The following is a 26,518-nucleotide window of genomic DNA, read 5'->3' as shown; positions in this document are numbered from 1 at the left end:
AGTCGTGGGTGGTCGGTGCGGGGGCGGAGTCTGCTCCGGGTCCCGTACTCAAAAGGGTCGCCTCCTCGAAAGTGCCTACAGGTGTGCGAGCTTCTCCAGGACGGGGGCGGCGGCACGCAGCTTCGCCCACTCGTCCTCGTCGAGACCGTCGACCAGGGTGGCCAGGAAGGCGTTCCGCTTGGCGCGGCTCTCCGCGAGCATGGCCTCGGCCTGCTCGGTCTTCGTGACGACCTTCTGGCGGCGGTCCTCGGGATGGGGCTCCAGACGGACCAGCCCCTTGGCCTCCAGGAGCGCCACGATGCGGGTCATCGACGGCGGCTGCACGTGTTCCTTGCGGGCCAGCTCACCCGGGGTGGCGCTGCCGCAGAGGGAAAGGGTGCCGAGCACCGACATCTCGGTGGGGCTCAGTGACTCGTCGACGCGCTGGTGCTTGAGCCGACGGGAGAGCCGCATCACGGCGGAGCGCAGGGAGTTCACGGCGGCAACGTCGTCGCCATGTGTTAGGTCCGGCATGTATTTAGAGTAACTCATTACCCTCGCTAAAGACCAACCGGGGGGCGCCTGCTTCCCGTGACGCGTGCCACGGAACCGCCACACCCCCCGAATGTCACTCGTACGGGTGGTACAGGTGCGGAACGTCACCCGCCGACCGGGACCGTGCCGCGACCCTCGTAGGCATGGGGACAGATGTGCTCAGCCTGCGGATAGACCACGAACTGCTGGAGCGGCTCCGGCACCATGCCGCCAAAAGGGGAATGAGCGTCCAGGACTATGTCGTCCAGACGCTCATTCGCGATGACTTCGACGAACGGTTCCAGACCGCTGTCGAGGAGACGGAGAAGTTCTACGGCCTCACCTGAGCCGCGTCACGCAGCTCAGGTGAGGCCGTAGGACGGCCGGCGCGCGGCTCAGGTCAGGCCCAGGGCCGGCATCAGGTAGTAGAAGGCGAACACGGCCGAGACCACGTACATCGGGACCGGGACCTCGCGGCCTCGGCCGGCCGCAAGGCGCAGGACCGCGAAGGTGATGAAGCCCATGCCGATGCCGTTGGTGATCGAGTAGGTGAACGGCATCATCACCATCGTGATGAAGGCCGGGATCGCGATGGTGTGGTCGGCCCAGTCGATCTCCTTGACCGAACCGGCCAGGATCAGGAAGCCGACCGCGAGCAGGGCGGGGGTGGCCGCCTGGGACGGGACCATCGTGGCGACCGGGGTCAGGAACAGAGCCAGGGTGAAGAGTCCGCCGGTGACGAGGTTCGCGAAGCCGGTGCGGGCGCCCTCGCCGACGCCGGCCGTGGACTCCACGAAGGCGGTGGTGGCGGAGGAGGAGCTGGCGCCACCGGCGGCGACGGCGAGACCGTCGACGAAGAGGACCTTGTTGATGCCGGGCATCTGTCCCTGCGCGTCGGTCAGCTTGGCCTCGTCGCTGACGCCCATGATCGTGCCCATCGCGTCGAAGAAGCACGACAGCAGCACGGTGAAGACGAAGAGCACGCCGGTCAGTACGCCGACCTTGCCGAAGCCGCCGAAGAGGCTGAACTCGCCGATCAGGCCGAAGTCGGGCGTGGCGACCGGGTTGCCGGGCCACTCCGGGGTGGTCAGACCCCAGGACGGCACGGTGGCGACGGCGTTGATGACCAGGGCGAGGACGGTCGTGGCGACGATCGAGATGAGGATCGCGCCGGGGACCTTGCGCACGATCAGCGCGAGCGTCAGCAGCGCGCCGAGGACGAAGACGAGAACCGGCCACCCGTTGAGGTGACCGTCGCCGCCGAGCTGGAGCGGGACGGTGGTCTGGGCGACGTCCGGGATGCGGGTGACGAAGCCGGAGTCGACGAGACCGATCAGCATGATGAACAGGCCGATACCGATACTGATGGCCTTGCGCAGGCCGAAGGGCACGGCGTTCATGACGCGCTCGCGCAGACCGGTCGCCACCAGCAGCATGACCACGAAACCGGCGAGGACGACCATGCCCATCGCGTCCGGCCAGGCCATCCGGGGGGCGAGCTGGAGCGCGACGACCGAGTTGACTCCGAGACCGGCTGCCAGCGCGATCGGCACGTTGCCGATGACGCCCATCAGCAGCGTCGTGAACGCGGCCGTCACACACGTGGCGGTGACGAGCCGGCCGTTGTCGAGCTGGTGCCCGTACATGTCCTTCGCGCTGCCCAGGATGATCGGGTTCAGCACGATGATGTAGGCCATCGCGAAGAAGGTGGCGAAGCCGCCCCTGATCTCCCGGGGAAGCGTGCTTCCCCGCTCGGAGATGCGGAAGAAGCGGTCGAGCGCGCCGTACGCGGGCGTGCCGCCCGGTTCTTCGGGCGCGGGAACCCTGGCGGGGGCCGAGGTGGACATGGAGAACCTCATCACCGGCGGACATCCCCCATGCCGCTTTGGTGCTTCCTACGAATGAATATGGTCAAAGGCAAACCGTTTCAGTATGAACACATAAATCGGGGAGCACCATCTCCGCGCGTAGACCTGATCGCCTCGTAGGCTGTCCCCCATGGCGAAGTGGATCCCCAAGCACGAGGCGCCGGAGCCCCTGGAGGGCCCCGTGGTCGCCACCATCACCGGCGGCACGATCCTCTGGTTCGCCCTCTTCCTCGTCCAGCTGCCCTTCTACGGCTGGTTCGACGATCACGGCCACCTGTGGTGGCTCTGGACCTGCCTCGCGGGCGGCGGCCTCGGATTCATCGGCATCTGGTACGTCCGCAAGCGCGACGCGGCGATCAAGCGGGGCGCCTCCGGGGAGGACTAGACGCCAGGTAGTACCGGCGCACGACAGCCGTCCTCCCCAGGTCGGATCTTCCGGGCCTCCGGCGGGTGAACGCCGGCATCCGCACGTACCGTCGATTCCATGACCCATACCGACGCCGCCGCCACCGCCCCGGCCCCCACGGCGACCGGGCTCACCTCCGCGGAGGTCGCGGAGCGCATCGCGCGCGGTCAGGTCAACGACGTACCCGTCCGCAGCAGCCGCTCGGTCGGCGAGATCGTCCGGGCGAACGTCTTCACCCGGTTCAACGCGATCATCGGCGTCCTGTGGGTGATCATGCTGTTCGTGGCGCCCTTCCAGGACAGCCTCTTCGGGTACGTCATCCTCGCCAACACCGGCATCGGCATCATCCAGGAGTGGCGGGCGAAGAAGACCCTCGACTCCCTCGCCGTCATCGGCGAGGCCCGCCCCACCGTCCGGCGCGACGGGGTCGCCGTCGCGGTCGGCACCTCCTCCCTCGTCCTGGACGACCTCATCGAGATCGGACCCGGCGACAAGATCGTCGTGGACGGGGTGTGCGTCGAGGCCGACGGCCTGGAGATCGACGAGTCACTGCTCACCGGGGAGGCCGACCCCGTCGTCAAACGCCCCGGCGACCAGGTGATGTCCGGCAGCTTCGTGGTGGCGGGCGGCGGCGCCTTCCGGGCCACCAAGGTCGGACGCGAGGCGTACGCCGCCCAGCTCGCCGAGGAGGCGTCCCGCTTCACCCTCGTCCACTCCGAGCTGCGCACCGGCATCTCCACGATCCTCAAGTACGTGACGTGGATGATGGTCCCGGCCGCGATCGGCCTGGTCATCACCCAGCTGTTCGTCAAGGACAACGACCTCAAGGACTCCATCGCGCGAACCGTCGGCGGGATCGTGCCGATGGTCCCCGAGGGTCTCGTCCTGCTGACCTCCGTCGCCTTCGCCATCGGCGTGATCCGGCTCGGCCGCAAGCAGTGCCTCGTCCAGGAACTGCCGGCCATCGAGGGCCTCGCCCGCGTCGACACCGTCTGCCTGGACAAGACCGGCACCCTCACCGAGGGCGGCATGGACGTCACCGAGATCCATCCGCTGGGCGGCAGCGACACCGGGTACGTGCACCAGGTGCTCGGCGCGCTCGGCGCGTCCGACCCGCGGCCCAACACCTCCCTCCGGGCGATCATCGACGCCTATCCGGACGCCGAGGACTGGCGCTGCACCGAGGCCCTGCCCTTTTCCTCCGCCCGCAAGTACAGCGGCGCCGCCTTCAACGAGGGCGACGGCGAGAGCAGTACGTGGCTGCTCGGCGCCCCCGACGTCCTCCTCGCCGACGACGACCCCGCCCTCGCCGAGACCGAGCGCCTCAACGAGCAGGGCCTGCGGGTGCTGCTCCTCACCCGCACCAGCCGCGCCCTGAACGACCCAGAGCCTGCCCGCGGCGCCCGCCCCGCCGCCCTGGTCGTCCTGGAACAGCGGCTGCGCCCCGACGCCGCCGACACCCTGCGCTACTTCGCCGAGCAGGACGTCCACGCCAAGGTCATCTCCGGCGACAACGCGGTGTCCGTGGGGGCCGTGGCCGCCAAGCTCGGCCTGGACGGCCGGACGGTGGACGCGCGCGGGCTGCCCGCCGAGCGGGACGCGATGGGCGTGGCGCTCGACGAGGGCACGGTGTTCGGGCGGGTCACCCCGCAGCAGAAGCGGGACATGGTCGGCGCCCTCCAGTCACGCGGGCACACCGTCGCGATGACCGGCGACGGCGTCAACGACGTCCTCGCGCTGAAGGACGCCGACATCGGCGTGGCGATGGGCTCGGGCTCGGAGGCGACCCGGGCGGTCGCCCAGATCGTGCTCCTGAACAACAGCTTCGCCACGCTGCCGTCGGTGGTGGCGGAGGGCCGGCGGGTCATCGGCAACATCACGCGGGTGGCCACGCTGTTCCTGGTGAAGACCGTGTACTCGGTGCTGCTCGCGCTGCTGGTGGTGTGCTGGCAGGTGGAGTACCCGTTCCTCCCCCGCCACCTCACCCTGCTGTCGACGCTGACGATCGGCGTCCCGGCGTTCTTCCTCGCGCTCGCCCCCAACAAGGAACGCGCGCGGCCCCACTTCGTGCGGCGGGTGATGCTGTACTCGGTCCCGGGCGGGGTGCTGGCCGCCGTGGCGACCTTCACGACGTACCTGATCGCCCGGCACCACTACTCGGGCGAGGGTGCGCTGGAGGCCGAGACGAGCGCGGCGACGCTGACCCTGTTCCTGATCTCGATGTGGGTGCTGGCGATCATCGCCCGGCCCTACACCTGGTGGCGGGTCCTGCTGGTGGCGTCCATGGGCTCGGCCTTCGTGGTCGTCCTGGTGGTGCCGTGGCTCCAGGACTTCTTCGCGCTGAAGCTGATCGGCATGACGATGCCGTGGATCGCGGTGGGCGTCGCGGCGGTCGCGGCGGCGGCCCTGGAGTTGCTGTGGAGGAGGGTCGACCGCCGCGTGGCCGCCTAGCGCTCCGCGGATACCGGGAGGCTGAGGTCCGCGGCCCATCGCGAGAGCGTCGTCGCCGGCCGCGCGGTTCCCCGCGCCCCCTGGGGGCACAGGTCGCCGGGGCGCCGTACCCGCCCGCCGCGGGGACCGGGAAGCTGTACGAAGTCGCGGAGTTTCCCCCCGAGTTCACTCAGGCTCTCGCTCAGGCCCGCCCCGGCTCGGGCGCCCCGGTGAGTCCGGTGCCGCCCGAGCCGGTGAGCCGGACCGGTCGCCTCAGTCGAACCAGCGGTCCCGGGCCAGCTCGTCCGTCCTGGACGGGTCCTCCATCAGGGCCGCCACCTCGAAGCGGCGGGGCCACTGGCCGGCCGCCCAGGCGAGGCCGGCGGCGACGCCCTCCAGGGTGGAGGCGTGGAGGATGCCGTCATCGGTCAGACGCCAGTCGATCTCCACGCCGTCCACGACGAGTTCCTCGTGTTCGACGTAGGTGGTGGGGGTGCGCGGGCCGAGGAGGGTGCGTACCGGCTCGGGAACCTCGTGTTCGGTGCCCTCGGAGTGGATCTCGCCCGTCACGGACTCGCTGAGGCGGCGGACCTGGAACAGTTCGGCCAGCCCGGCGGCCCTCGCGGGGCGTACGGGGAGCAGCGGGACGCCCGCCGTGAAGGGCAGCAGGTCGGGGGAGTCGACGACGACGGCGTCGGCCGCGTCCACGACCTCGACCCGGCCGTCGACGACGGCCCGCAGCTCGTCCGGCAGGGTCACCTGCTCCGGGTCCAGCTCGGCCAGCTCGCCGTAGAGGCCGTGCAGTTGGGCGGCGCTCACCGGACGGTCGGGGTCCGCGAGGCGGTCGAGGAGTTCGGCCGCGCCGCCCGGCTCGTCGAGGAGGGCGGCCACGGAGGTCCGTACGCCCAGGGCGCGCAGGACCTGTTCGTCGTCGAAGCCGGTCGCGTCGGCCTGGTCGTACAGGCCGTGCAGGAGGGGGTCGCCGCCGGCCGCGAGCAGGCCCGCCGGGCGGCGGCCGTCGAGGACGGGGTGCCCGCGCAGCCACCAGGCGGTGTACGGGCGTACGACCTCGTGGGTGCCGTCCGGGAGGAGGATGCGGACGGGCTGCGTGAGGGCGTCGCGCAGGGGCGGCTGGGCGAGCAGCGCGAGGGCCTGCGGCCAGCGGTCGTCGTCGACGAGGTCGAGGTCGCGGACGGCGACCAGCTCGGTGGCGACCGGCGGGACGGGCGAGTCCGGGAAGCGGTCGAGGATGTCCTCGGCCCACACGTCCACGGCGTCCAGCAGCCCGGCGTCGTCCGGTTCGGCGAAGTCGCCCTCGCGGGGCTCCAGTTCATCCGGGTCGAGGACGACGTCCGTGGCGCGCACGAGCGCGAAGTTCGCCAGGACACCGCAGGCCGTGAGGGGCTGCTCGCCCCACTTGTCCGCCAACTCCCGATCCACGTAGGCCAGTTCGTCTTCGCGGATGATCTCGGCGAACGGGCTGCCGGGCAGGACGAGTTCGCCGGCCGGAGTCGGCTCCCCGTCCTCGTCGGGCAGGGCGAGGGCGCCCAGCCAGGGCTCCTCGCCGGGCTCCAGGCCCGCGTCGCGGACCAGCGCCAGGACGGTGTCGGCCAGCTCCTCGGCGTCCAAGGTGCCCTGGTCGTCCCAGGCACCGCCGTCGTCGTCCAGGGACGCGGCCACGGCCGCCCGCACCTGCGGGGTCGTCAGCACCGCTCGCGGTGTCGCGGGCAGGGCGCCCAGCTTCTCCAGCAGCGGATGCGCGGCGTCCGGGTGGGCCACCTTCAGACCCAGCCGGGCCAGTACGTCGGCGTCGAGCCGGGGCGCGTCCGAGGTCGGCAGCAGCACCTGACGGGGACCGATCGTGGTCCGGCCTTGCCCGGAGCCGAAAACCTGGGAGGTGCCCCCGGCGAGCGGCACGGGCAGCCCGGAGAGCCGCTCGGGGTCGACCCCGGAGAGGCTCTCGTAGAGCCGGTACCACCACTGCGGGTCCTTCTCCAGCCCGGCCAGCCGGTCGACCGCGTCGGCGAGCGGCACCCGGGACACCCCGAGCGTGCGCAGCTCCGCCCGGCGCTCAAGACCGGCGGGCAGCAGCGTCTGGAGCACCTCGGCGAGCACCCGTACGGTGTCCGCGCCGGCGCCCTCGACGACCTCGGCGTCCCGGGGCCGCAGCGCCTCGGGCAGCTCGTGCTCGTGCTCGTCCTCGGCCTCGCTCTCCACCGGCACGGCGGCGGGCGGCAGGAACGCCGTACGCGGCAGCCGCTCCAGGATCGCCCGGCGCAGCGCGCCGTCCAGCTCGCCCTTGCCCAGCGGGCCGGGCACCAGGTCGATGATCCCGGTGGTCACCGGACGCCAGCCGGCCAGGAGTCCGGCGTACGCGTCCGCCGCCCGCTGCACCAGATGGTCGGTGAGCGGACCGGGCGCCGCGTGCCGCCGGGTCGTGTCCAGGGGGAAGGAGGCGATGAGCAGCGCGGGTACGCCGAGGGGCTCGTCGCTGGGCGTGGGGGCGTGCACGACGGGGCTGGTACGGGGCCGGGCCGGGGCCCCGTCCGCGTCCACGGGTACGGCCCAGGTCACCGACCAGTGAGGGCGCAGCCGCTCCTCCACCGGCCGGTCGGCGAGCAGGTCGGGGGTGAGCGGCCCGTGCGCGGCGGCGATCCGCCACCGGGTCGTCCCCTCCCGCGTGTCCGTCACGACCGTGAGGGCGCCGTCGGTGTCCCGGCGCAGGGTGCGGGGCGCCGCGTCCCCGACCTCGATCACGACCTCCTCCAGGCCCGGCAGGGCGAGGATGAGGGCGTCGTCCACGGCGGTGAGGAGCCGTTCCGCGAGATCTGCGGCGGCGCTGTCGCGCAGCGGCAGGATCACGGCCGTGTCGTACGGCTCGGGGGCGGTGCCCTCGGCCGCGAAGGGCAGCCGCAGCAGCGGCACATGGCCCTCACGGCGGCGGATCTCGTCGCCCAGGCCCGGACTGTGCCGGGCGGTCTCCGAGGCCAGCACCCGGGCCTCCGCCAGGGACCAGCGGACACCGCCGTGCCGGCCGACGACGGCGGGCTCGTCGGTCACCGCGAGGACCGCGGCGAATCCGACGCCGAAGCGGCCGATCGCCGACTGGCCGGCCTCGCGTTTCGCGGAGGCGCGGAGCGTGGAGAGGGACTCGACGCCGGCGGCGTCCAGCGGGGCGCCCGTGTTCGCGGCGACCAGGACGCCCTCGCGCAGGGTCAGGCGCAGCCTGCCGGGCACGCCCGCGCGGGCGGCCGCGTCGGCGGCGTTCTGCGCCAGCTCCACGACGAGGCGGTCACGGTAGCCGCCGAGGACCAGATCCTCCTCGGCGTTCGCGTCCTCCCGGAAACGGGCGGGACTCGTCGCCCAGGCGTCCAGCACCCCGCGCCGCAGCCGGGCCGTCCCGAACGGATCGGCCCCCTCGGCCGCCGGCCGCACGAACTTGCTCACGTCGGTTCACTCTCCTCATCGCCGTGAGCTCGAAGGTACCGCGAGGGCTCCGCCGGTTCCGCATCACGAAGGGCCGACCGCTCCAGCCCCGCCCCGGGGGCTCCGCCCCTGGACCCCCGTGCCCATGCGCCCACCCACCACCCGACTCGGTGGGACAAGAGGTGAAGGTCGGGCAATTCAGCCCGTCCGGCGTTTGAGAGCGAAGCCCGTTCAGGGCCGCAGCGGGGGTCTGGGGGCGCAGCCCCCAGAGGACGGTGACAGCAGCGCCGGGTGCCCTGCCCCCCGCCGAGAAAGCCCCCGCTTCCCCGACGGAGTGAGCTGGCGCACACCTGCCGTAGAGTTGAGGCCGGTCGAAACCTGACCGCGATAGATCGGAAGGGCAGCAGGCGTGACCGTCGACGACACGGGCTCCGACGAGGGCGCGGACGGCCGGGTTGACGTCCCGGCCACCGACCCCGGCGACGACCCCCTCGCCCTTCGCCTGGAGCAGCTCATCCTCGGCGCAGAGCGCCGATACACCCCCTTCCAGGCGGCCCGCAGCGCCGGCGTCTCCATGGAACTGGCCTCCCGCTTCTGGCGGGCCATGGGCTTCGCCGACATCGGCCAGGCCAGGGCGCTCACCGAGGCCGACGTACTGGCCCTGCGGCGGCTGGCCGGTCTCGTCGAGGCGGGGCTGCTCAGCGAGGCCATGGCGGTGCAGGTCGCGCGGTCCACGGGGCAGACCACCGCCCGGTTGGCCGAGTGGCAGATCGATTCCTTCCTGGAGGGGCTGACGGAGCCGCCCGAGCCGGGGATGACCCGCACCGAGGTGACGTATCCGATCGTCGAGCTGCTGCTGCCCGAGCTGGAGGAGTTCCTCGTCTACGTGTGGCGCCGCCAGCTCGCCGCCTCGGCGGGCCGGGTCGTGCAGGCCGCGGACGACGAGGAGATGGTCGACCGGCGGCTCGCGGTCTGCTTCGCCGACCTCGTCGGGTTCACGCGGCTGACCCGCCGTATGGAGGAGGAGGAACTCGGCGAGCTGGTCGAGGCCTTCGAGACCACCGCCGCCGACCTGGTCGCGGCCCGCGGCGGACGCCTCGTCAAGACCCTCGGCGACGAGGTGCTGTACGCCGCCGACGACGCAGGCATCGCCGCCGAGATCGCGCTGCTGCTCGTCGAGACGATGGGCAACGACCCGACGATGCCCGAACTGCGCGTCGGCATGGCCTTCGGCACGGTGACCACCCGGATGGGCGATGTCTTCGGCACGACGGTCAACCTGGCCTCCCGGCTGACGTCGATAGCGCCTCGGGACGCCGTGCTCGTCGACAGTGCCTTCGCCGAGGAGCTGATCCGCACCGGTGACGCGCCCGCCTCGGAGGCGGAGGCCGCCGAGGCCGCGGCCGCGGCCGAGAAGGAGGGCGAGGAGCCGCCCGCCTACCGGTTCGCGCTCCAGCCGATGTGGCAGCGCCCCGTCCGTGGGCTCGGCGTGGTCGAGCCCTGGCTGCTCACCCGGCGGAACACCGGCGGCAACGGAGAGTAGGCCGCGCCGCTCAGTCGCGGGAGCCGGGCAGCACGGCCGGCGCGTCCAGCGCGTCCACGCACAGGCCGACGACCGGCAGGCACAGTCCCGGACGGCTTGTCGGCCCCGCGGCGGGCGGGTCGGTGCCCGGCTCGGGCGCCGGGGTCGACGTCGGCCCGGGGGGCCGGGGGGCAGTGCTCCCGGAGGACGGTGTGGCCGCCGGTGCGGGCGTCCCCTCGTCGGCCGGTGACCGGGTGCGCGGGGTGTACGGGCCGCTCGGCGTACGGACCGCGGAGGTGGGCGCGGCACCGGGCACGGCCACGCCGGACGGGACCGTACCGCCGTTGCCCGTCGGGGCCGGGGCGGTGGTCGTCGGCCCGGGTGAACCGGACACCGTGGCGGCCGCGTCGGTCGCGTCTGCGGTGTCCGTCTTCGACAGGGTGTCCGCGGTGGGCTGGAGCCGGGGGCCGGCCTCGGCCGTGTCCACGCCCGAGTCGGCGGTCAGCCGCAGCAGACTCAGCGCACCCACCGCCAGGGCGAACCCGCCCGTGGTGAACAGCGCCTTGCGGGGCCGGGGCCGGCGATGCCGCCCCCGCGCGCGGGACGGCGTCCCGAGGCGGATGTCCACCGTCTCGCCGCCCGCTGCCGCGCGACCCGCTTGCGCGCTTCCGGTCCGGCCGCTCACCGGTGTGGTCGTCATCGCGTTCCCTCCCCGATGTCGTCGCGCCCCCTCTGCGCTGTGGCGGACGCACGTTATGCGCTCCCTTGGGTGATGCGGGCGGAGTCGGGCGGGATGTCACTCGAACGGGTGGGCGGAGGCCGAGCTTGACGCGGTCGGGCCTTTTCCCCGTGGAGCGCGGCTGCGATGATCGGGCGAGCCAGGTTTGTTAACCCGCGTTAACCCGGAGGGTGTCATGAGTGAGGAACGGTTCGGGGAGTTCGTGCTGGTGCGGCGGCACGGGGACGGGCATGTCGCGGAGCTGACCCTCGACCGGCCCAAGGCCATGAACGCCGTCTCGACGGAGATGGCCCGCTCCATCGGTGCCGCCTGCACGGCCCTGGGCGAGGACCGGGACGTACGCGTGGTGGTGCTCACCTCGACGCACGAGCGGGCCTTCTGTGTCGGGGCCGACCTCAAGGAGCGCAACGCGTTCTCCGACGCCGAGCTGGTGCGGCAGCGGCCGGTCGCGCGGGGGGCGTACACCGGCGTGCTGGAACTGCCCGTGCCGACGGTCGCCGCGGTGCACGGGTTCGCGCTGGGCGGCGGCTTCGAGCTGGCGCTGGCCTGCGATGTCATCGTGGCGGACCGTACGGCCGTGGTGGGGCTGCCCGAGGTGTCGGTGGGCGTGATCCCGGGCGGCGGAGGGACGCAGTTGCTGCCCCGCCGGGTGGGCGCGGCGCGGGCGGCCGAGCTGATCTTCTCCGCGCGGCGGGTCGAGGCGGCGGAGGCCCGGGAGCTGGGCCTCGTGGACGTGCTGGTGGACGAGGGGCGGGACCGGGAGGAGGCACTGGCACTGGGCGAGCGGATCGGGGCGAACTCGCCGGTGGGTCTGCGCGCGGCCAAGCGGGCCCTGCGGCTGGGGCAGGGGCTGGATCTGCGGGCCGGCCTGGAGGTGGAGGACGCGGCCTGGCGGGCGGTGGCCTTCTCGGGGGACCGGGCGGAGGGCGTCGCGGCCTTCAACGAGAAGCGGAAGCCGCGGTGGCCGGGTGAGTGAGCCGGCATCCGGGTGCGGGCGCAGGCGTCGCTCCGGGCGGTCACTGTGGGCCCGGCACGTGTGCTGCGGGCGGTCGCTGTGGGCTCGGCACGTGCGCTGCGGGCGGTCGCTGTGGGCTCGGCGTGTGCGCTGCGGGCCGTCGCTGCGGCCGTCATGTCTGGTCGTACCTTCATCTCGTCACTCCAAGTGCTACCCAGCAGTCCCCTTTGTAGCCAAATGTCCCTAGCCTGGGGAGATGGGTGAGGACAGACGCCTCGCGGCCGTGGTGGCGCTGGCGCAGGGGATGGCGGCGGCGCGCACGCCCCGCGAGTCGTGGCGGGCGGCGGCGCTCGGCGCCTGCCGGGCGCTGGCCGGCGGATTCGCCGCGCTGTCGGTCTGGGAGCGGGACCTCGGGCGGCTGCGTGTCCTCGTGAACGTGGGGGACCGTGCGCCGGACGAGGAGGAGTTCCCGGAGGACGAGGCCTATCCGGTGCACCAGTTCCCGGAGATCACCGAGTTCCTGCACGAGCGCTGGGTGTCCGGGGGCGAGCCCGACGCCTGGGTCGAGACGGCCCAGGGTCCGGCCGCCGGCCGCCCCGGCTACTGCCACCAGCGGGTCGCCGCCCTGCGCCGGCGCGGGCGCGGCTCCTGCGTGGTCGCCCCGATCGTGCTGCACGGCCGGGCCTGGGGTGAGCTGTACGTGGCCCGCTCCTCCGGCACTCCCGTCTTCGACCGCGGCGACGCCGACTTCGCGACCGTCCTCGCGGCCGTCGTCGCGGCCGGGCTCGCCCAGACCGAGCGGCTGGAGGAGGCCCGCCGGCTCGCCTTCACGGACGCCCTCACCGGCCTGGCCAACCGCCGCGCCGTCGACGTACGTCTGGAGGAGGCGGTGGAGCGGCACCGGACGCACGGGGACGTGGTGAGCCTCGTCGTGTGCGATCTGAACGGGCTCAAACGGGTGAACGACACCTGCGGGCATGCCGTCGGCGACCGGCTGCTGGAGCGGTTCGGGTCCGTGCTGTCGCTGTGCGGGGCGATGCTGCCCGGCGCGCTGGCCGCACGGCTCGGCGGGGACGAGTTCTGTCTGCTCGCCGTCGGGCCCACCGCCGACGCCGTGGTGAAGGTCGCCGGTGAACTCTGCCGTCGCGCCGCCGAGTTGGAGCTGGGTGAGGGGGTGGCCTGCGGGGTCGCCTCCACCGGGGATCCCATCGGGCCGGTGGGGTCGGCCCGCCGCCTCTTCCGGCTCGCGGACGCGGCCCAGTACCGTGCCAAGGCCGAACAAGCCGCCCGGCCGGTCGTCGCGGGGTGGGAGGGGCCGGACGATCCGGTGGTCCGGCTCGCCGACGAGCCGCCGCGCGGACCGGCCGGGGAGCGGCGGCGCTTCCGCGGACGGCAGTGAGCGGCGGTCGGCGCATCGGCCGCCGTGCGCCGGCCGCCGTGCGTGGACCGCCGTGCGCCGGCCGCCGGCTGTGACGCATCGGTAAGGGGCGAACCCCGCCCCCACTGGTGACATCCTCGTCTTCACTACGTACGATCCTGAATATGGATATGCACACTGTGGTGGTGGGGACGTCCGGGGTGACCGCGTCCGACGTGCTCGCCGTGGCGCGCGACGGCGCCCGGGTCGAGCTTTCCGGCGAGGCGCTCGCTGCCCTCGCCGCGGCACGCCGGATCGTCGAGGCGCTCGCCGCCAAGCCCGAGCCCGTCTACGGGGTCTCCACCGGGTTCGGCGCGCTCGCCACCCGGCACATCAGCCCGGAACTGCGCGCCCGGCTCCAGCGCAACATCGTCCGCTCGCACGCCGCCGGCATGGGCCCGCGGGTCGAGCGCGAGGTCGTCCGCGCCCTGATGTTCCTGCGCCTGAAGACCGTCTGCTCCGGGCGCACCGGCGTCCGGCCCGAGGTCGCGCAGACCATGGCCGACGTCCTCAACGCCGGCATCACCCCGGTCGTCCACGAGTACGGCTCCCTCGGCTGCTCGGGCGACCTCGCCCCGCTCTCCCACTGCGCCCTCACCCTCATGGGCGAAGGGGACGCCGAAGGTCCGGACGGGGTCGTACGTCCCGCCGGCGAGCTGCTCGCCGAGCACGGCATCGCCCCCGTCGAACTGCGCGAGAAGGAGGGCCTCGCCCTCCTCAACGGCACCGACGGCATGCTCGGCATGCTGGTCATGGCCCTCGCCGACCTGGACCGCCTCTACAAGTCCGCCGACGTCACCGCGGCCCTGTCGCTGGAGGCCCTCCTCGGCACCGCGAAGGTCCTCGCGCCCGAGCTGCACGCCATCCGCCCGCATCCGGGCCAGGGCGACTCCGCCGCCAACATGCTGGCCGTGCTGGCCGGTTCGGAGCTGACCGGGCACCACCAGGACGACGCGCCGCGCGTCCAGGACGCCTACTCGGTGCGCTGCGCCCCGCAGGTCGCCGGCGCCGGCCGGGACACCATGGCCCACGCGCGCCTCGTCGCCGAACGCGAACTGGCCTCCGCCGTCGACAACCCCGTGGTGCTGCCCGACGGACGCGTCGAGTCCAACGGCAACTTCCACGGCGCCCCGGTGGCCTACGTCCTCGACTTCCTCGCCATCGCCGTCGCCGACCTCGCGTCGATCTCCGAGCGCCGCACCGACCGGCTGCTGGACAAGAACCGCAGCCACGGCCTGCCGCCGTTCCTCGCCGACGACGCCGGCGTCGACTCGGGCCTGATGATCGCCCAGTACACGCAGGCCGCGCTGGTCAGCGAGCTGAAGCGGCTCGCCGTACCGGCCTCCGCCGATTCCATCCCGTCCTCGGCGATGCAGGAGGACCACGTCTCCATGGGCTGGTCCGCGGCCCGCAAGCTGCGCACCGCCGTCGACAACCTCACGCGCGTCATCGCCGTCGAGCTGTACGCCGCCACCCGCGGCGTCGAGCTGCGCGAGGGGCTCACGCCGGCGCCCGCGACCCGCGCGATCCTGGACGCCGTACGGGAGGCGGGAGTTCAGGGCCCGGGACCGGACCGCTTCCTCGCACCCGACCTCGCCGCGGCCGACGCGTTCGTGCGCGACGGAAGGCTCGTCGCGGCCGTGGAGACGGTGACGGGGCCGCTGCGCTAGGCATGCCGAAGGCCCTGCCGTACGCGCGTGCGCGCCGGCGGCAGGGCCCCGGTGTGCTTGCCGACGTGCCTACTTGAGCTTGGCGACCTGTGCCTGGACCACGGCGGCCGGGATGTCGGCGGCCTTGCCCGAGCCGAGCGAGGCGAAGTTCACCGTGTAGAACGTGGCGATGTTGTTGCCCTTGCGCACGACGTCGGTGTGGAAGGTGGCCGAACCCTCACCGTCCATGTCGATGGCCTCGGAGAACGCCACCGACTCGTCGCCCAGCCCGGAGCCCTTCTCCGAGGCCACCTTGGTGACCTTGGAGTTCTCCTCGCCGGCGGCCAGGCCGTACCCGGCGGAGCAGGCGGTCACGCCGTCGGAGACGGCCTTCATGGCCTTCTCGGCGCCGTCACCCTCGTACGAGGACAGGCCCACGAACGTCATGTCGATGTCGAAGGCGTCGGCGATGTCCTCGGGCTTCGCGGTGGCGCCCGAAAACTTGTCCTCCGCGAGGGAGTTGCTCGCGTTCGCGTCCGTCTCGCCCGGAGCCAGACCGGCCGTCGCCCACGCGAGCGGGTCGCACGCCGGCTTGTCCGTCTTCACTTCCGACTTCGACTTCGGCAGGGTGTCGTCACCCGGGGTGACCTTGAACCCCTTGACCTCGCCCTGGGCGAGGAGCAGCTTCTCCAGCTCGGCCGAGGTCAGTGCCTTCGCCGCCGGGGCCGAGGACTCCGAGGACGCCGAGGACGAATCGGAGCCCTTCGAGGAGCCCTTGGAGTCCTTCGTCGACCCGTCGTCCGAGCAGCCCGTGACGAGGACGAGCGACAGTGCGCCCACGGCAGCCGTGGCGCACAGCCGCGCGCCCGATGATCTCTTCATGAGCGGACTATGAGGGTTTCGTCAAGGGAGCGTCAAATCAATTCAGAAACCCAGACGTTCCCGGCGAACCGAATATGCGACGAAGCCTGCGCCGAGCGCGAGGAGGGCGGTCCCGCCCACGATGTAGGGGGTGGTGTCGAAGCTTCCGGTGTCCGCGAGGCGCGTGCCGCCGGAGGTGCTGTCGGAGGTGTCGGCGGTCAGAGTGGTGTCGGCGGTGAGGGCGGTGCCGGTGCTGTCCGCGGAAACGGCCCTCGCCTGGGTGGTGACCTGCGTCGTCACTGCCGTTCTCACCGGCTCGTCCTGGGTCGCCTGGGCGTTCGGGACGAACCACAGAGCACCCAGCAGGGTTCCCGCGGCGGTGGCGGTCAGCAACGGACGGCGAGCGGATGACACGGAATATCGATCCCCTTGTGGTGCTGGCGAATTGGCCGTGTGGACCGATGCTAATGAAAGTCGCGGGTCGCGGGAAAGTCGCGGGAGCCCTCAGTCGTACGCTCCGTGCATGACTTCTGAAAAGACATCACGATTTGTCCGCCTTCGTGTGGAACTTGTCCTGGAGATCGACGACGAGGGCGCGCTCACCAAGGCCGCGCTGCGGCGACTTGCTGAGGAGGCCGCCGATCCCGGGATGCCGGAGGGTGAGCGCGCGCTTGCGGAGAGCGCTGTGACGGAAGACACCGCGGAGGCCCTCGCCTGCCTCGTTGATCCGTTCGACCTGGTCAGTGAGATCCCCGGGGTCGAACTCCAGCAGGCTTCCTGGTCCACCGAGCCCGTGGACTACGACCCCGATTCGCCCGACTGGGACCTCGACGAGGATGATGACGACGACGACGCGGCGGACGCCGACGATGACGGCCGCGCGGGCGGCATCGGCTGAGCGTCTCGGGGAATTGATGACCCCGGACGGCAACCGCCGCCCGGGGTTTCGTCGTCTCATACGACGCATTGACCGTCACCCGCACCAGGGGTCCCGGAGGGGGAACCGAGCGCCCGTGGACGTGGTGTGGCCCACACATGTGACATATGTGGAACGGGGCGAACCGGTCGTAGCGTTGAAGGTCTTGACGGGGACTCCCGGTTACCGGGACTCGGCGACGATGGAGAAGCGTGTGATGACGGACAGTAGGCGGCGCAGGGGTCTGATGACCGCGTCCGCACTGCTCGGCGGTGTTCTGGTGCTCTCTGCGTGCTCGGGCGGCGACAGTGACGCCGCCGATGGCGGAGGCAGTTCCTCGCAGGCCAAGGCCGACGAGGCGGCGGCCCAGAAGTCCTCCGAGGCCCAGATCAAGATCACACCCGCGGACGGCTCGAACAACGCCTCCATCAACAACTCCGCGACCGTCGCCGTGAGCAAGGGCACGCTCACCCAGGTGACGATGACCGCGGCCGACGGCAGCACGGTGGCGGGCGAGCTGTCCGCCGACAGGACCAGCTGGAAGCCGACCGTCCAGCTGGAGCGCTCGACCACCTACAAGCTGGCGGCGACCGCGAAGGACGCCAAGGGCCTGGAGGCCCACGAGAACGCCTCCTTCACCACGGTCTCCCCGGACAACAGCTTCATAGGCAACTTCACGCCGGAGGACGGCTCGACCGTCGGCGTGGGTATGCCGGTCTCCATCAACTTCAACAAGGAGATCACCAACAAGGCCGCCGTCCAGAAGGGCGTCACGGTCAACACCAGCAGCGGCCAGGAAGTCGTCTGCCACTGGTTCAGCACCACCCGCATGGACTGCCGCCCCGAGGAGTACTGGCAGGAGGACTCCACCGTCACGCTGAAGCTCGCGCTCGACGGTGTCGAGGGTGCCGACGGGGTCTTCGGAGTCCAGCAGAAGACCGTCACCTTCAAGATCGGCCGCAACCAGGTCACCTACGTCGACGCGAAGACCAAGCAGATGAAGGTCACGCAGGACGGCAAGACGGTCCGGACCATCCCGATCTCGGCCGGCTCGCCCGACAACAAGACCTACGAAGGCCAGATGGTGATCTCCGAGAAGTTCAAGGAGACCCGGATGAACGGCGCGACGGTCGGCTTCACCGACGATGACGGCAAGGGCGAGTACGACATCAAGGACGTGCCCCACGCCATGCGTCTGACCAGCTCCGGCACCTTCCTGCACGGGAACTACTGGGGCGCGAAGTCCATCTTCGGCTCGGTGAACACCAGCCACGGCTGTGTCGGTCTGTCCGACACCAAGGGTGCCGACGACCCGAACACGCCGGCCGCCTGGTTCTACAACAGCTCGATCGTCGGTGATGTCGTCGTCGTCCAGAACACCGGCGACAAGACCGTCTCGCCGGACAACGGCCTCAACGGCTGGAACATGGACTGGGCGCAGTGGAAGGCCGGTTCGGTCGCCTGACGCACCTCCCGCCCACCGTCTCCTCCGATGCCGCCCCCAGGGGCGGCATCGGTGTTTCACGTCCCGCTGACGCTGACGCTGACGCTGACGCAGGCTCAGACGCTCAGCGACTCCAAGGACGAGGTCACCACGATCCACGTCCAGGTGACGACTCGCAGAAGATCGGCAGCGTCAGGTCCGCGATCCGGAGGAACGTCTCCGCGATCGCGAAGAAGGCCCCGCGGCCACGATTCGCGAGGGCGGCATCACGGTGCGGGAGAACGCGGTCCGACGCGGCTGCCTTCCTGCCGCGCGATCCGACCGGTACGGCGGGCACCGTGAACCGGTTCGCTGAGCGCTGAGCGGACAGCCCCCCGGAACAGCAGCCTCCGGCGGGCCGTTCGTGCTTGCGTGGCCCCATGACGGACACCGCAGCGAGCACCGCCGCCACAACCGGCAACGCCGGCACAGTCATCGAGTACATCCGCTACCGCATCCCCGAGGAACGGTCGGCGGAGTTCCTCGCCGCCTACACCCGCGCCGCCGCACAGCTCGCGGCCTCACCGCACTGCGTGGACTACGAACTCGCCCGCTGCGAGGAGGACTTCGCGCACTTCGTCCTGCGCATCACCTGGACCTCCACGCAGGACCACCTCGAAGGCTTCCGCACCTGCGACCTGTTCCCCGCCTTCCTCGCGGAGATCCGCCCCTACATCGCGGACATCGAGGAGATGCGCCACTACAAACCCACCTCGGTGCGCGGCCGGGGCTCCGCCGTTCCCACCCTCTACACCTGGGCGGGCGGCGCCGAGGCCTTCTCCCGCCTCACCGAGGCCTTCTACGCCAAGGTCGTCACGGACGACCTCCTCGCCCCCGTCTTCGCGGGTCTCGCCCCCGAGCACGCCGAACACGTGGCCCTCTGGCTCGCGGAGGTCTTCGGCGGCCCCCCGGCCTACTCGACGACCCAGGGCGGCCACGGCCACATGGTCGCCAAGCACTTCGGCCGCGGCATCACCGAGCCCCAGCGCCGCCGCTGGGTCGACCTCATCCAGGACGCCGCCGACGAGGCGGGCCTGCCCACCGACGCCGAGTTCCGCTCGGCCTTCCTCGCCTACATCGAGTGGGGCACCCGCCTCGCCGTGTACTTCTCCGGCCCCGACGCCAAGCCACCGGCCGACCAGCCCGTCCCGCTCTGGAACTGGGGCGCGGCACCGCCGTACCAGGGCTGAGACGGCGGCTCAGGGCGCTTCAGGCAGACAGGGGAGGCCTGGGACCGGTGGAGCCCAGGCGGCCCCGGTCGGCGCCCCAGCTCGCCAGGAGGCGCAGGGCGTCCGCCGACGGGGAGTCCGGGTCCGCGTGGTACGACACCATCGTCTGCTCGGTCTCCCCGAGCAGCCGGAACCCCTCGAAGTTCAGGGACAGCTCGCCCACCAGCGGATGGTGCAGCAGCTTCACACCGTAGGCCTTGTCCTTGACGTCGTGGGTCGCCCACAGCCGCCGGAAGTCCTCGCTCTTGACCGACAGCTCGCCCACCAGCGCCGACAGCCGCGGGTCGTCCGGATAGCAGCCGGCGTCCATCCGCAGCGAGCACACGATGTCGATCGCCTTCTGCTCCCAGTCCACGAACAGATCCCGGTAGTCGGGCCGCAGGAACACCAGCCGTGCCCAGTTCCGCTCGGCGACCGGCAGCTCCCCCCAGTTCCCGAACACGGCCGCCGCCATCCGGTTCCAGGCGAGGATCTCCGCCCGCCGTCCGACGATGTACGCGGGCACCCCGTCCATCAGGTCCAGCAGCTGCCGCAGCGCCGGCCGCACCTGCTGGGCCCGTGCCGCCGGCTTCTTCTTGTGCTGCTTCGGCTTGGCGAGATGGGTCAGGTGGGCGTGCTCGGCGTCGGTCAGCCGCAGCGCGCGGGCGATGGAGTCCAGCACCTCCGCCGACACGTTCCGCCCGTTGCCCTGCTCCAGGCGCGTGTAGTACGCCACCGACACGCCGGCCAGCTGCGCCAGCTCCTCGCGCCGCAGCCCCGGTACCCGGCGGTGCCGTCCGAAGTCGGGCAGCCCCACGTCCTCCGGCTTCAGCCGGGCGCGCCGGGTGCGCAGGAACTCGCTGAGTTCGGCGCGCCGGTCCAGCCGCCCGCCGGGCTGCGGTACGGCTTCGGCCTGTTCGTCCATACGTCCAGTATTCATGGTCGTACGCAGGCGATCCTGACCCCGCCAGTGGTAGGCACAGCGAACGTAGGCACCGCTGAGGCCTGGGTGGACGCCCGGAAAGAGGGCAGGCTGGGCGCCGTGCCCGGTCCGAAGGCAGACCGGGCGTACGACCTCGCTAGGAGAATCCCCGGCATGACCACTGTTGCTGCGTACGCCGCCCCCTCCGCCAAGGCTCCGCTGGAGCGCACGACGATCGAGCGACGACAGGTCCGCGAGTTCGACGTCCTGATCGACATCAAGTTCGCCGGCATCTGCCACTCCGACATCCACCAGGCCCGCGAGGGCTGGGGCGAGGCGATCTTCCCGATGGTGCCCGGCCACGAGATCGCCGGCGTCGTCTCCGAGGTCGGCCCCGGTGTGACGAAGTTCGCCGTCGGCGACCGCGTGGGCGTCGGCTGCATGGTCGACTCCTGCCGCGAGTGCGACAACTGCAAGGCCGGCCTGGAGCAGTACTGCACCGGCGGCGGCATGGTCGGCACGTACAACGCCGTCGGCAAGGACGGCGAGACCACCTACGGCGGCTACGCCGAGAAGATAGTCGTCGACGAGAACTACGTCGTCCGCATCCCCGAGGGCCTCGCCCTCGACGTGGCCGCCCCGCTGCTCTGCGCCGGCATCACCACCTACTCCCCGCTGAAGCACTGGAACGCCGGCCCCGGCAAGAAGGTCGCCGTCGTCGGCCTGGGCGGTCTCGGCCACATGGGCGTCAAGATCGCGCACGCCCTCGGCGCCGAGGTGACCGTGCTCTCCCAGTCGCTGCGCAAGAAGGACGACGGCCTGAAGCTGGGCGCCGCCCACTACTACGCCACCAGCGACCCGGAGACCTTCAAGGAGCTGGCCGGCTCCTTCGACATCATCCTGTCCACCGTCTCCGCCCCGCTCGACCTGGACGCCTACCTGGCCCTGCTGAAGACGGACGGCGCCTTCGTCAACGTCGGCGCCCCCGAGGAGCCCGTCGCGCTCAACCTGTTCTCGGTGATCGGCGGTCGCAAGTCCCTCGCCGGCTCCGGCATCGGCGGCATCCAGGAGACCCAGGAAATGCTGGACTTCTGCGCCGAGCACGGCTTCGGCGCGGAGATCGAGCTGATCAGCGCCTCCGAGATCAACGAGGCCTACGAGCGGGTGCTGGCCAGCGACGTCCGCTACCGCTTCGTGATCGACACGACGACCATCTGACGTCCCGCGACACCTGGTCGCCTCACCTGGTCACACCAGGGCGGGCCCCACCCCGATGACGGCCTCGACTGGCGTCGGAGGGGTGGATTCCGCAGGGGTCGGTTCCGGTGTTCAGGTGTCGGTCCGTGGTGCCCGCCGGCTCAGGCCGCGGGGAAGGAGTCGCCGGCGCCGTAGGACCGGACGAGAGCTCCGCCGCCGGGCGCGGGCCGTACGGAGTGGGCGCGGCCGAGCCCGGCGACGTACGCCCGTCCGTCCGCCACCCGCACCACCGTGTTCTCGTCGATCGCGACCCCGTGCGCCGGCCGCCCGCCCGCCACCACCGCGGTCAGCCGCGCCAGCGTTCCCCACTGCGCCGCGTGCACATCCACCCCGAACGGCACGAGCCCGAGCCCGGACCGCACCTCGACCTCCTCCAGATCCTCCGCGGTCTCCGGCGGGCACACCGCCACCCCGTCCACCAGCCAGCCGCCGAGCACCGCGTCCCGCGCCGCGATCACGGCCCCCGCGGAGAAACCGGCGTACGGCACACCCCGCTCCGCGAGCAGCGCCGGCAACGTGTCGAGACACCCGCCGAACGCCTCACGGTACGCAGGCGTCAGCCCACCGCACACCAGCAGCGCGTCCACGTCCGCCGTCAGCGCCCCCGGCTCGAACGGCTCCCCGAGCGGCAGCAGCAGCGGCACCGGCGTGCAGTCGCCGGCCTTGCGCAGCAACGTGTCGTACCGGGCGAAGAGTTCGGCGCCGTTGCCCTCGTCGACGAGGACACACAACACACGGGGCACGTCCGCCGAGGCGGCGCGCAGGAACGGGCCGTAGACGGCGTCTGCGGCCGACTCGTCGCTACCGCCACCGACCAGGAACACGTCACTGCTGCCACTCATGCGGACTTCCCCCAGGGGTTGGTGGTAGGTGGTACGGATGCCGCGCGTAGTAACTCACGGCCGGGTGGCCGCGCGCTTCCACTTTTTCGGGAGACGGCACTACGACGTTCTTCGGGGAGGGCCGCGGACGTGTTCTGGGAGAGTCTGGACCCGCCGGGGTCAGCAGCCGGAAGGGTGCGGGGAGAGCCAGTCGGCGTGGCGGGCGCGCAGGCGGTCCCGTTCCGCGGGGGTGGTGAGGACGGCGTCCGCGCCGCCGTCGTAGGGGGCGTGGATGCGGCACAGGCCGGTGTCGGTGAGGAAGACGTCGACGATCTCCTCGTCCGCGGCGGCCCGCAGCAGGTCGTCGACGCAGCCGGGCCGCCATGGACGGCGGTCGGCGTAGAAGCGGAAAAAGGTGTGGAACTCGGGGTCCGGGTCCGACAGGTCCGGCTCCGTCCACCACAGCACGCCGTCCGGGTGCAGTTCCCGACGCGGGGTGGGAAAGCCGGCGGGTCCGTCCGCGGTGGACGACCAGTCGCTGGTCACCACGAACACCTCCTGGCCCGAGAAGAGTTCGTCGAGCACGGTGTTGTAGCGGTGCAGCAGGATCGCGTACTCGTCCTCGGACTCCGGGTGGCGCTTCGACTCCGGCAGGCTGTGGAAGCGCACCCACCGGTCGGCGAACACGCCGCGGAACGTGTGCGTGAGGGGCGGCACGGACGGGTGCCGCTCCCGCCACAGACGCGCCAGGGCCTCACTCACCGACGCGGCTCCACAGGGTCAGGTCACTGCTGGTGGCGACGGCGAGGGTACGGCCGGAGGGGGAGAAGCCCGCGGCGCGGAACGTGGACCAGGACGCGTGGAAGACGTGCCACCACTTCTCCCCGTGCGGGCCCGTGTGCGGCAGCCCGTCCCCATGGGACAGCAGGACGCGCTCGTTCGGCCAGGCCGGCTGGACGACCTCCACCGACCAGCCGTCCCCGGTGCCGGAGTGCAGCCCGCCACCGAACAGGCCCGCGACGCGCACCCGGACGCCGGCGACCGGCCCCAGCCCCGGACACGACAGGTCCTCGCTCTCGTCGGGCATGGCGTCCTCGGGCGCGGGGTCGCGGTCGCGGGCGATCCTCTCGCCGGTGACGGCGTCGAAGAGGCCGTGACCGTCCTGCGAGACGACCATCACCAGGTCGTTCCCGCTCCCCGGATGCACGGCGAACCCGATCCCGAGCAGTCCGCCGACGGCGACGAGGGAGGAACCGAAGACGGGCCTCCAGGGCGCCGGAGCGGGCACCACCGGCGCGGCCAGCAGCCGGTCCCGCATGGCCAACTGGTAGTCGGACAGCCCTGCTTCGGGGTCCGGCCGCTCCACGGAGGGGATCCCGGCGGTCCACTTCACCATCTGGTCGTGCTCCTGGAATTCTGTACGGGCTTCTGCCCGGAGTTCTCCGTAAATCTCCGTCTGGATCTCCGTCTGGAGTTCTGTCGGGAGTTCTGTCGCGAGTCTCCGTCGTCCCGTTTCGCGGGCGGAGCCGTCTCTCACAGTCCCTGGAGCCCTTCGTAGGCGGCCATCACGATCTCCAGTCCCCGGTTGTCGTCGGCCGGGTCGCGCATCTGATTCGTCACGTACGCGACGGCCGTGCGCGCGGCGGGGTCGATCATCACCAGCGAACCGCCCCAGCCGCCCCAGCCGTAGGTGCCGCCGAAGATCCCGTAGCCGAGGCCCCATGTCACCGGCATCCCCAGGACCCGGTCCTCGCCGCTGAACTGCTCCTCGCGCGCACGATCGCAGCCCGCCCGCGACAGCAGCCGCACCCCGCGCAGCGAACCCCCGCAGGCCATCACCGACTGGACGAGGGCGACCGAGCGGGCGTTGCCGTACCCGCTCGCGGCCGGAATCTGAGCACGCCGCCACGCGACGCCGTTCCCGTCACGGACACGGATCGGCGTGGCCGCGCTCGCAACGGCATCGCCACCGGGCGCGCTCGCCCGGTGGTCCCCGTCCCGCCCAGGCGGTGGGACGGTGGCCGCCACCCGGTGGTCGTGCTCGGCGGACAGCCCCATATGGAAGTCCGCGCCCAGCGGTCCGGCGACCTCGGCGGCGAAGAACTCGCCAGGGCTCCGCCCGGTGATCCGCCGCACGACCTCACCCACCAGGAACCCCTGGGTGAGCGAGTGGTACCCGGCTGCGGTGCCCGGCTCCCACTGAGGCGCCCGCGCGGCCAGCCGTGCGGTGGCGGCCCGCCAGTCGTACAGCTCGGCCACGGGCCCGTCCCAGTCGGGCAGACCGGCGGTGTGCGCGAGGAGATGCCGTACCAGCACGCCCTCCTTGCCCGCCGCGGCGAACTCCGGCCAGTACCGGGCGACGGGCGCGTCCGGATCCAGCTCGCCCCGGTCGGCGAGCACCAGCGCGCACAGGGCGGTCATCGTCTTCGTGACGGACCAGACGTTCACGATGGTGTCCCGCCCCCACGGAACCGTCCGCTCCGCGTCGGCGAACCCGCCCCACACATCCACCACCGGCTCACCGTCCACGAACACCGCCACCGAGCCACCGGCGTCCCCACGGTCCAGCGAAGCGGCCAACGCGGTCGGAACCGCGACGAACAGATCATCGTACGAGCCCTGAATGTCGGCCATGCCGAGTATCTAGCCCGCCCGACCGGTCGAGGGGCAACCGAATTCCGCGGCGGGCGGCGCCGGGTAGGGACGTTCCGCCGGAAGCAGCCCGGCCGCCGCGTCCAGGTCCCCGCCGGTCACATGGGCGCGGACCGCGCGGGCGAGCGGCGTCACGTCCCGGACGGCGACCGTCCACTCATCGGCGTAACGCCGTACGGCCTCCCCGGTGAGACCGAGCTGCAACGACCGGTACGGCAGGGCCTGCAGGCGCAGGTCCCGCTCGGGATCCCACTGCACGCGAGCGGGCGCACGCTTCAACTCACGCTGCCAGGTCACACGGTCGGGATGCACACCGCGCGTGTAACCCGACAAGCACGCATGCTTCAGCGCCCACTCGAAGCCGTCCCGCGTGATCTCAACGGCGAGCACCGTCTCCTGCCCGGCCTTCTCACCCCAGCCGCAGCGGTACATCATCCACAGGAACGACGGCTTGATCCACGTCATCCGGTCCCGCTTCCACGCGGCGGGGAACCGGCCGTCGCGGGCGGCGGGCAGGCCGATCTCCGGCGGGTAGGCCTGGTAGACGGTGATCGTGGATTCGTCGTACAGGGCGCGGATCCGGTGTTGCGGTTCTTCCATGGTGCACAGCGTGCGGGGGTCTGATCCGGGAGGCCACCGATTTCCGGGCTCAGCCGCTTCGAGGGGGTTCGCGGTACAGGCGTTCCGCGGACGGTCTTTTGATAGGTGATTCTGACGTCTGCCACGGTCGTGACTCCTGACGTCGTCGACCTGGGATCTCGGCGTGGGAGCGGCGGCCGCGGGGGTGCGGAATCCTCGGGAGCCGTCGCGCGTTGAGGGGAGCGGCCGGGGATGTCGGTGGCGAGTGCGCCGGGCAGCCCCGGTGACCGAGCTGACAGATAGTGGAGGGCCGTAATGGCTGCGCAGACGCAGAGGGCAGTGCTGGCGGGCGGATGCTTCTGGGGGATGGAAGAGCTGATCCGCCGGCAGACGGGCGTGACGGCGACCCGGGTCGGATACACCGGGGGTGACGTGCCGAACGCGACCTACCGTGATCACGGCACGCACGCGGAGGCCATCGAGATCCTCTTCGACCCCGCGGAGACCGACTTCCGCACGATCCTGGAGTTCTTCTTCCAGATCCACGACCCGAGCACGAAGAACCGCCAGGGCAACGACATCGGTCTCAGCTACCGCTCGGCGATCTACTACGTGGACGACGAGCAGAAGCGGATCGCCGAGGACACGATCGCGGATGTGAACGCCTCCGGACTGTGGCCGGGCGAGGTCGTCACCGAGGTGGAGCCGGTCGGCCCGTTCTGGGAGGCCGAGCCCGAGCACCAGGACTACCTGCAGCGTTACCCGAACGGCTACACGTGCCACTTCCCGCGTCCGGGATGGCGGCTGCCCGCCCGCGCGAAGGACTGACGGGAACTGGCGGCGAGGCGTCCGGCGGAGGGTGGGAGCTGAAGCCTCCCCCCTCCGGACCCGCCC

24 protein-coding genes are annotated in these 26,518 nt (G+C 71.8%); 12 read left to right on the top strand and 12 right to left on the bottom strand.

Annotated elements, in window-relative coordinates:
* Positions 1-75 precede the first annotated feature (75 nt).
* The gene (locus tag P1P75_RS21885; RefSeq protein ID WP_306951199.1) at positions 76-513 is read right to left on the bottom strand and encodes a MarR family winged helix-turn-helix transcriptional regulator; all 438 of its coding nucleotides are present in this window, start codon (positions 511-513) and stop codon (positions 76-78) included.
* 164 nt (positions 514-677) lie between these two features.
* Here P1P75_RS21885 and P1P75_RS21880 point away from each other — a divergent pair, with 164 nt between their 5' ends.
* On the top strand, positions 678-860 hold the full coding sequence (locus P1P75_RS21880) for a ribbon-helix-helix protein, CopG family (RefSeq protein WP_086769246.1): 183 nt from the start codon (positions 678-680) through the stop codon (positions 858-860).
* Positions 861-908: 48 nt separating this feature from the next.
* Here P1P75_RS21880 and P1P75_RS21875 read toward each other — a convergent pair whose 3' ends face one another.
* Positions 909-2,360: an NCS2 family permease gene (locus P1P75_RS21875; protein ID WP_319257872.1), complete on the bottom strand. Its 1,452-nt coding sequence runs from the start codon at positions 2,358-2,360 to the stop codon at positions 909-911.
* Between the two features lie 151 nt (positions 2,361-2,511).
* On the opposite strand from P1P75_RS21875, the gene P1P75_RS21870 reads away from it, so the two are divergent.
* On the top strand, positions 2,512-2,766 hold the full coding sequence (locus P1P75_RS21870; protein WP_319257870.1) for a DUF2530 domain-containing protein: 255 nt from the start codon (positions 2,512-2,514) through the stop codon (positions 2,764-2,766).
* A gap of 99 nt (positions 2,767-2,865) precedes the next feature.
* Positions 2,866-5,238 (top strand): HAD-IC family P-type ATPase, encoded by a 2,373-nt coding sequence (locus tag P1P75_RS21865; protein WP_319257868.1) that lies wholly within the window; start codon positions 2,866-2,868, stop codon positions 5,236-5,238.
* 252 nt (positions 5,239-5,490) lie between these two features.
* Here P1P75_RS21865 and P1P75_RS21860 read toward each other — a convergent pair whose 3' ends face one another.
* Positions 5,491-8,664 carry a sacsin N-terminal ATP-binding-like domain-containing protein gene (locus P1P75_RS21860; protein ID WP_319257866.1) on the bottom strand — a complete coding sequence of 1,058 codons (3,174 nt, stop codon included), beginning with the start codon at positions 8,662-8,664 and terminating at the stop codon, positions 5,491-5,493.
* A gap of 388 nt (positions 8,665-9,052) precedes the next feature.
* Between P1P75_RS21860 and P1P75_RS21855 the strand changes: the two genes are divergently transcribed.
* Positions 9,053-10,186 carry an adenylate/guanylate cyclase domain-containing protein gene (locus tag P1P75_RS21855; protein WP_319257864.1) on the top strand — a complete coding sequence of 378 codons (1,134 nt, stop codon included), beginning with the start codon at positions 9,053-9,055 and terminating at the stop codon, positions 10,184-10,186.
* Positions 10,187-10,196: 10 nt separating this feature from the next.
* Here P1P75_RS21855 and P1P75_RS21850 read toward each other — a convergent pair whose 3' ends face one another.
* Positions 10,197-10,865 (bottom strand): hypothetical protein, encoded by a 669-nt coding sequence (locus P1P75_RS21850; RefSeq protein ID WP_319257862.1) that lies wholly within the window; start codon positions 10,863-10,865, stop codon positions 10,197-10,199.
* A 214-nt stretch (positions 10,866-11,079) separates the two neighbouring features.
* Between P1P75_RS21850 and P1P75_RS21845 the strand changes: the two genes are divergently transcribed.
* The 3 genes from P1P75_RS21845 to hutH all read left to right on the top strand — a co-directional run bounded on the left by P1P75_RS21845 (position 11,080) and on the right by hutH (position 14,946).
* Positions 11,080-11,880: an enoyl-CoA hydratase-related protein gene (locus tag P1P75_RS21845; RefSeq protein WP_319257860.1), complete on the top strand. Its 801-nt coding sequence runs from the start codon at positions 11,080-11,082 to the stop codon at positions 11,878-11,880.
* Positions 11,881-12,115: 235 nt separating this feature from the next.
* Positions 12,116-13,258: a GGDEF domain-containing protein gene (locus P1P75_RS21840; RefSeq protein WP_319257858.1), complete on the top strand. Its 1,143-nt coding sequence runs from the start codon at positions 12,116-12,118 to the stop codon at positions 13,256-13,258.
* 149 nt (positions 13,259-13,407) lie between these two features.
* On the top strand, positions 13,408-14,946 hold the full coding sequence (gene hutH, locus P1P75_RS21835; protein ID WP_319257878.1) for a histidine ammonia-lyase: 1,539 nt from the start codon (positions 13,408-13,410) through the stop codon (positions 14,944-14,946).
* Between the two features lie 69 nt (positions 14,947-15,015).
* Here the strand turns inward: hutH and P1P75_RS21830 are convergent, their stop codons facing one another.
* Both P1P75_RS21830 and P1P75_RS21825 read right to left on the bottom strand, forming a co-directional pair.
* Positions 15,016-15,807: a hypothetical protein gene (locus tag P1P75_RS21830; protein WP_319257856.1), complete on the bottom strand. Its 792-nt coding sequence runs from the start codon at positions 15,805-15,807 to the stop codon at positions 15,016-15,018.
* 42 nt (positions 15,808-15,849) lie between these two features.
* The gene (locus P1P75_RS21825; RefSeq protein WP_319257854.1) at positions 15,850-16,200 is read right to left on the bottom strand and encodes an LAETG motif-containing sortase-dependent surface protein; all 351 of its coding nucleotides are present in this window, start codon (positions 16,198-16,200) and stop codon (positions 15,850-15,852) included.
* A 109-nt stretch (positions 16,201-16,309) separates the two neighbouring features.
* Between P1P75_RS21825 and P1P75_RS21820 the strand changes: the two genes are divergently transcribed.
* From P1P75_RS21820 to P1P75_RS21810, 3 genes are all read left to right on the top strand, one after another.
* Positions 16,310-16,684, top strand: a complete 375-nt coding sequence (locus tag P1P75_RS21820; protein ID WP_319257853.1) for a hypothetical protein — start codon at positions 16,310-16,312, stop codon at positions 16,682-16,684.
* Positions 16,685-16,904: 220 nt separating this feature from the next.
* Positions 16,905-18,167, top strand: a complete 1,263-nt coding sequence (locus P1P75_RS21815; RefSeq protein WP_319257876.1) for an Ig-like domain-containing protein — start codon at positions 16,905-16,907, stop codon at positions 18,165-18,167.
* A 398-nt stretch (positions 18,168-18,565) separates the two neighbouring features.
* Positions 18,566-19,375, top strand: a complete 810-nt coding sequence (locus P1P75_RS21810; protein ID WP_319257851.1) for an antibiotic biosynthesis monooxygenase — start codon at positions 18,566-18,568, stop codon at positions 19,373-19,375.
* Positions 19,376-19,394: 19 nt separating this feature from the next.
* Here the strand turns inward: P1P75_RS21810 and P1P75_RS21805 are convergent, their stop codons facing one another.
* On the bottom strand, positions 19,395-20,318 hold the full coding sequence (locus P1P75_RS21805) for a helix-turn-helix transcriptional regulator (RefSeq protein ID WP_319257849.1): 924 nt from the start codon (positions 20,316-20,318) through the stop codon (positions 19,395-19,397).
* A gap of 171 nt (positions 20,319-20,489) precedes the next feature.
* On the opposite strand from P1P75_RS21805, the gene P1P75_RS21800 reads away from it, so the two are divergent.
* Positions 20,490-21,533 carry an NAD(P)-dependent alcohol dehydrogenase gene (locus tag P1P75_RS21800; RefSeq protein ID WP_319257847.1) on the top strand — a complete coding sequence of 348 codons (1,044 nt, stop codon included), beginning with the start codon at positions 20,490-20,492 and terminating at the stop codon, positions 21,531-21,533.
* Between the two features lie 140 nt (positions 21,534-21,673).
* Here P1P75_RS21800 and P1P75_RS21795 read toward each other — a convergent pair whose 3' ends face one another.
* The 5 genes from P1P75_RS21795 to P1P75_RS21775 all read right to left on the bottom strand — a co-directional run bounded on the left by P1P75_RS21795 (position 21,674) and on the right by P1P75_RS21775 (position 25,645).
* A complete protein-coding gene (locus tag P1P75_RS21795; protein WP_319257845.1) occupies positions 21,674-22,414 on the bottom strand; it encodes a hypothetical protein in 741 nt (246 codons plus the stop codon).
* 159 nt (positions 22,415-22,573) lie between these two features.
* Positions 22,574-23,155, bottom strand: a complete 582-nt coding sequence (locus P1P75_RS21790) for a hypothetical protein (RefSeq protein WP_319257843.1) — start codon at positions 23,153-23,155, stop codon at positions 22,574-22,576.
* Positions 23,148-23,789 (bottom strand): hypothetical protein, encoded by a 642-nt coding sequence (locus tag P1P75_RS21785; RefSeq protein ID WP_319257841.1) that lies wholly within the window; start codon positions 23,787-23,789, stop codon positions 23,148-23,150. The genes P1P75_RS21790 and P1P75_RS21785 overlap by 8 nt, the downstream gene beginning before the upstream one ends.
* Before the next feature lie 137 nt (positions 23,790-23,926).
* Positions 23,927-25,027 carry a serine hydrolase domain-containing protein gene (locus P1P75_RS21780; protein WP_319257840.1) on the bottom strand — a complete coding sequence of 367 codons (1,101 nt, stop codon included), beginning with the start codon at positions 25,025-25,027 and terminating at the stop codon, positions 23,927-23,929.
* Positions 25,028-25,036: 9 nt separating this feature from the next.
* Positions 25,037-25,645, bottom strand: a complete 609-nt coding sequence (locus P1P75_RS21775) for a DUF4291 domain-containing protein (protein WP_319257838.1) — start codon at positions 25,643-25,645, stop codon at positions 25,037-25,039.
* Positions 25,646-25,939: 294 nt separating this feature from the next.
* Between P1P75_RS21775 and msrA the strand changes: the two genes are divergently transcribed.
* The gene (gene msrA, locus P1P75_RS21770) at positions 25,940-26,452 is read left to right on the top strand and encodes a peptide-methionine (S)-S-oxide reductase MsrA (protein ID WP_319257836.1); all 513 of its coding nucleotides are present in this window, start codon (positions 25,940-25,942) and stop codon (positions 26,450-26,452) included.
* Positions 26,453-26,518: the final 66 nt, after the last annotated feature.

Source organism: Streptomyces sp. ID05-39B, from assembly GCF_033794725.1.
Taxonomy (GTDB): domain Bacteria; phylum Actinomycetota; class Actinomycetes; order Streptomycetales; family Streptomycetaceae; genus Streptomyces; species Streptomyces bobili.
The sequence above is the reverse complement of the archived record's forward strand: the minus strand, read 5'-3'. Positions and strand labels throughout refer to the sequence as shown.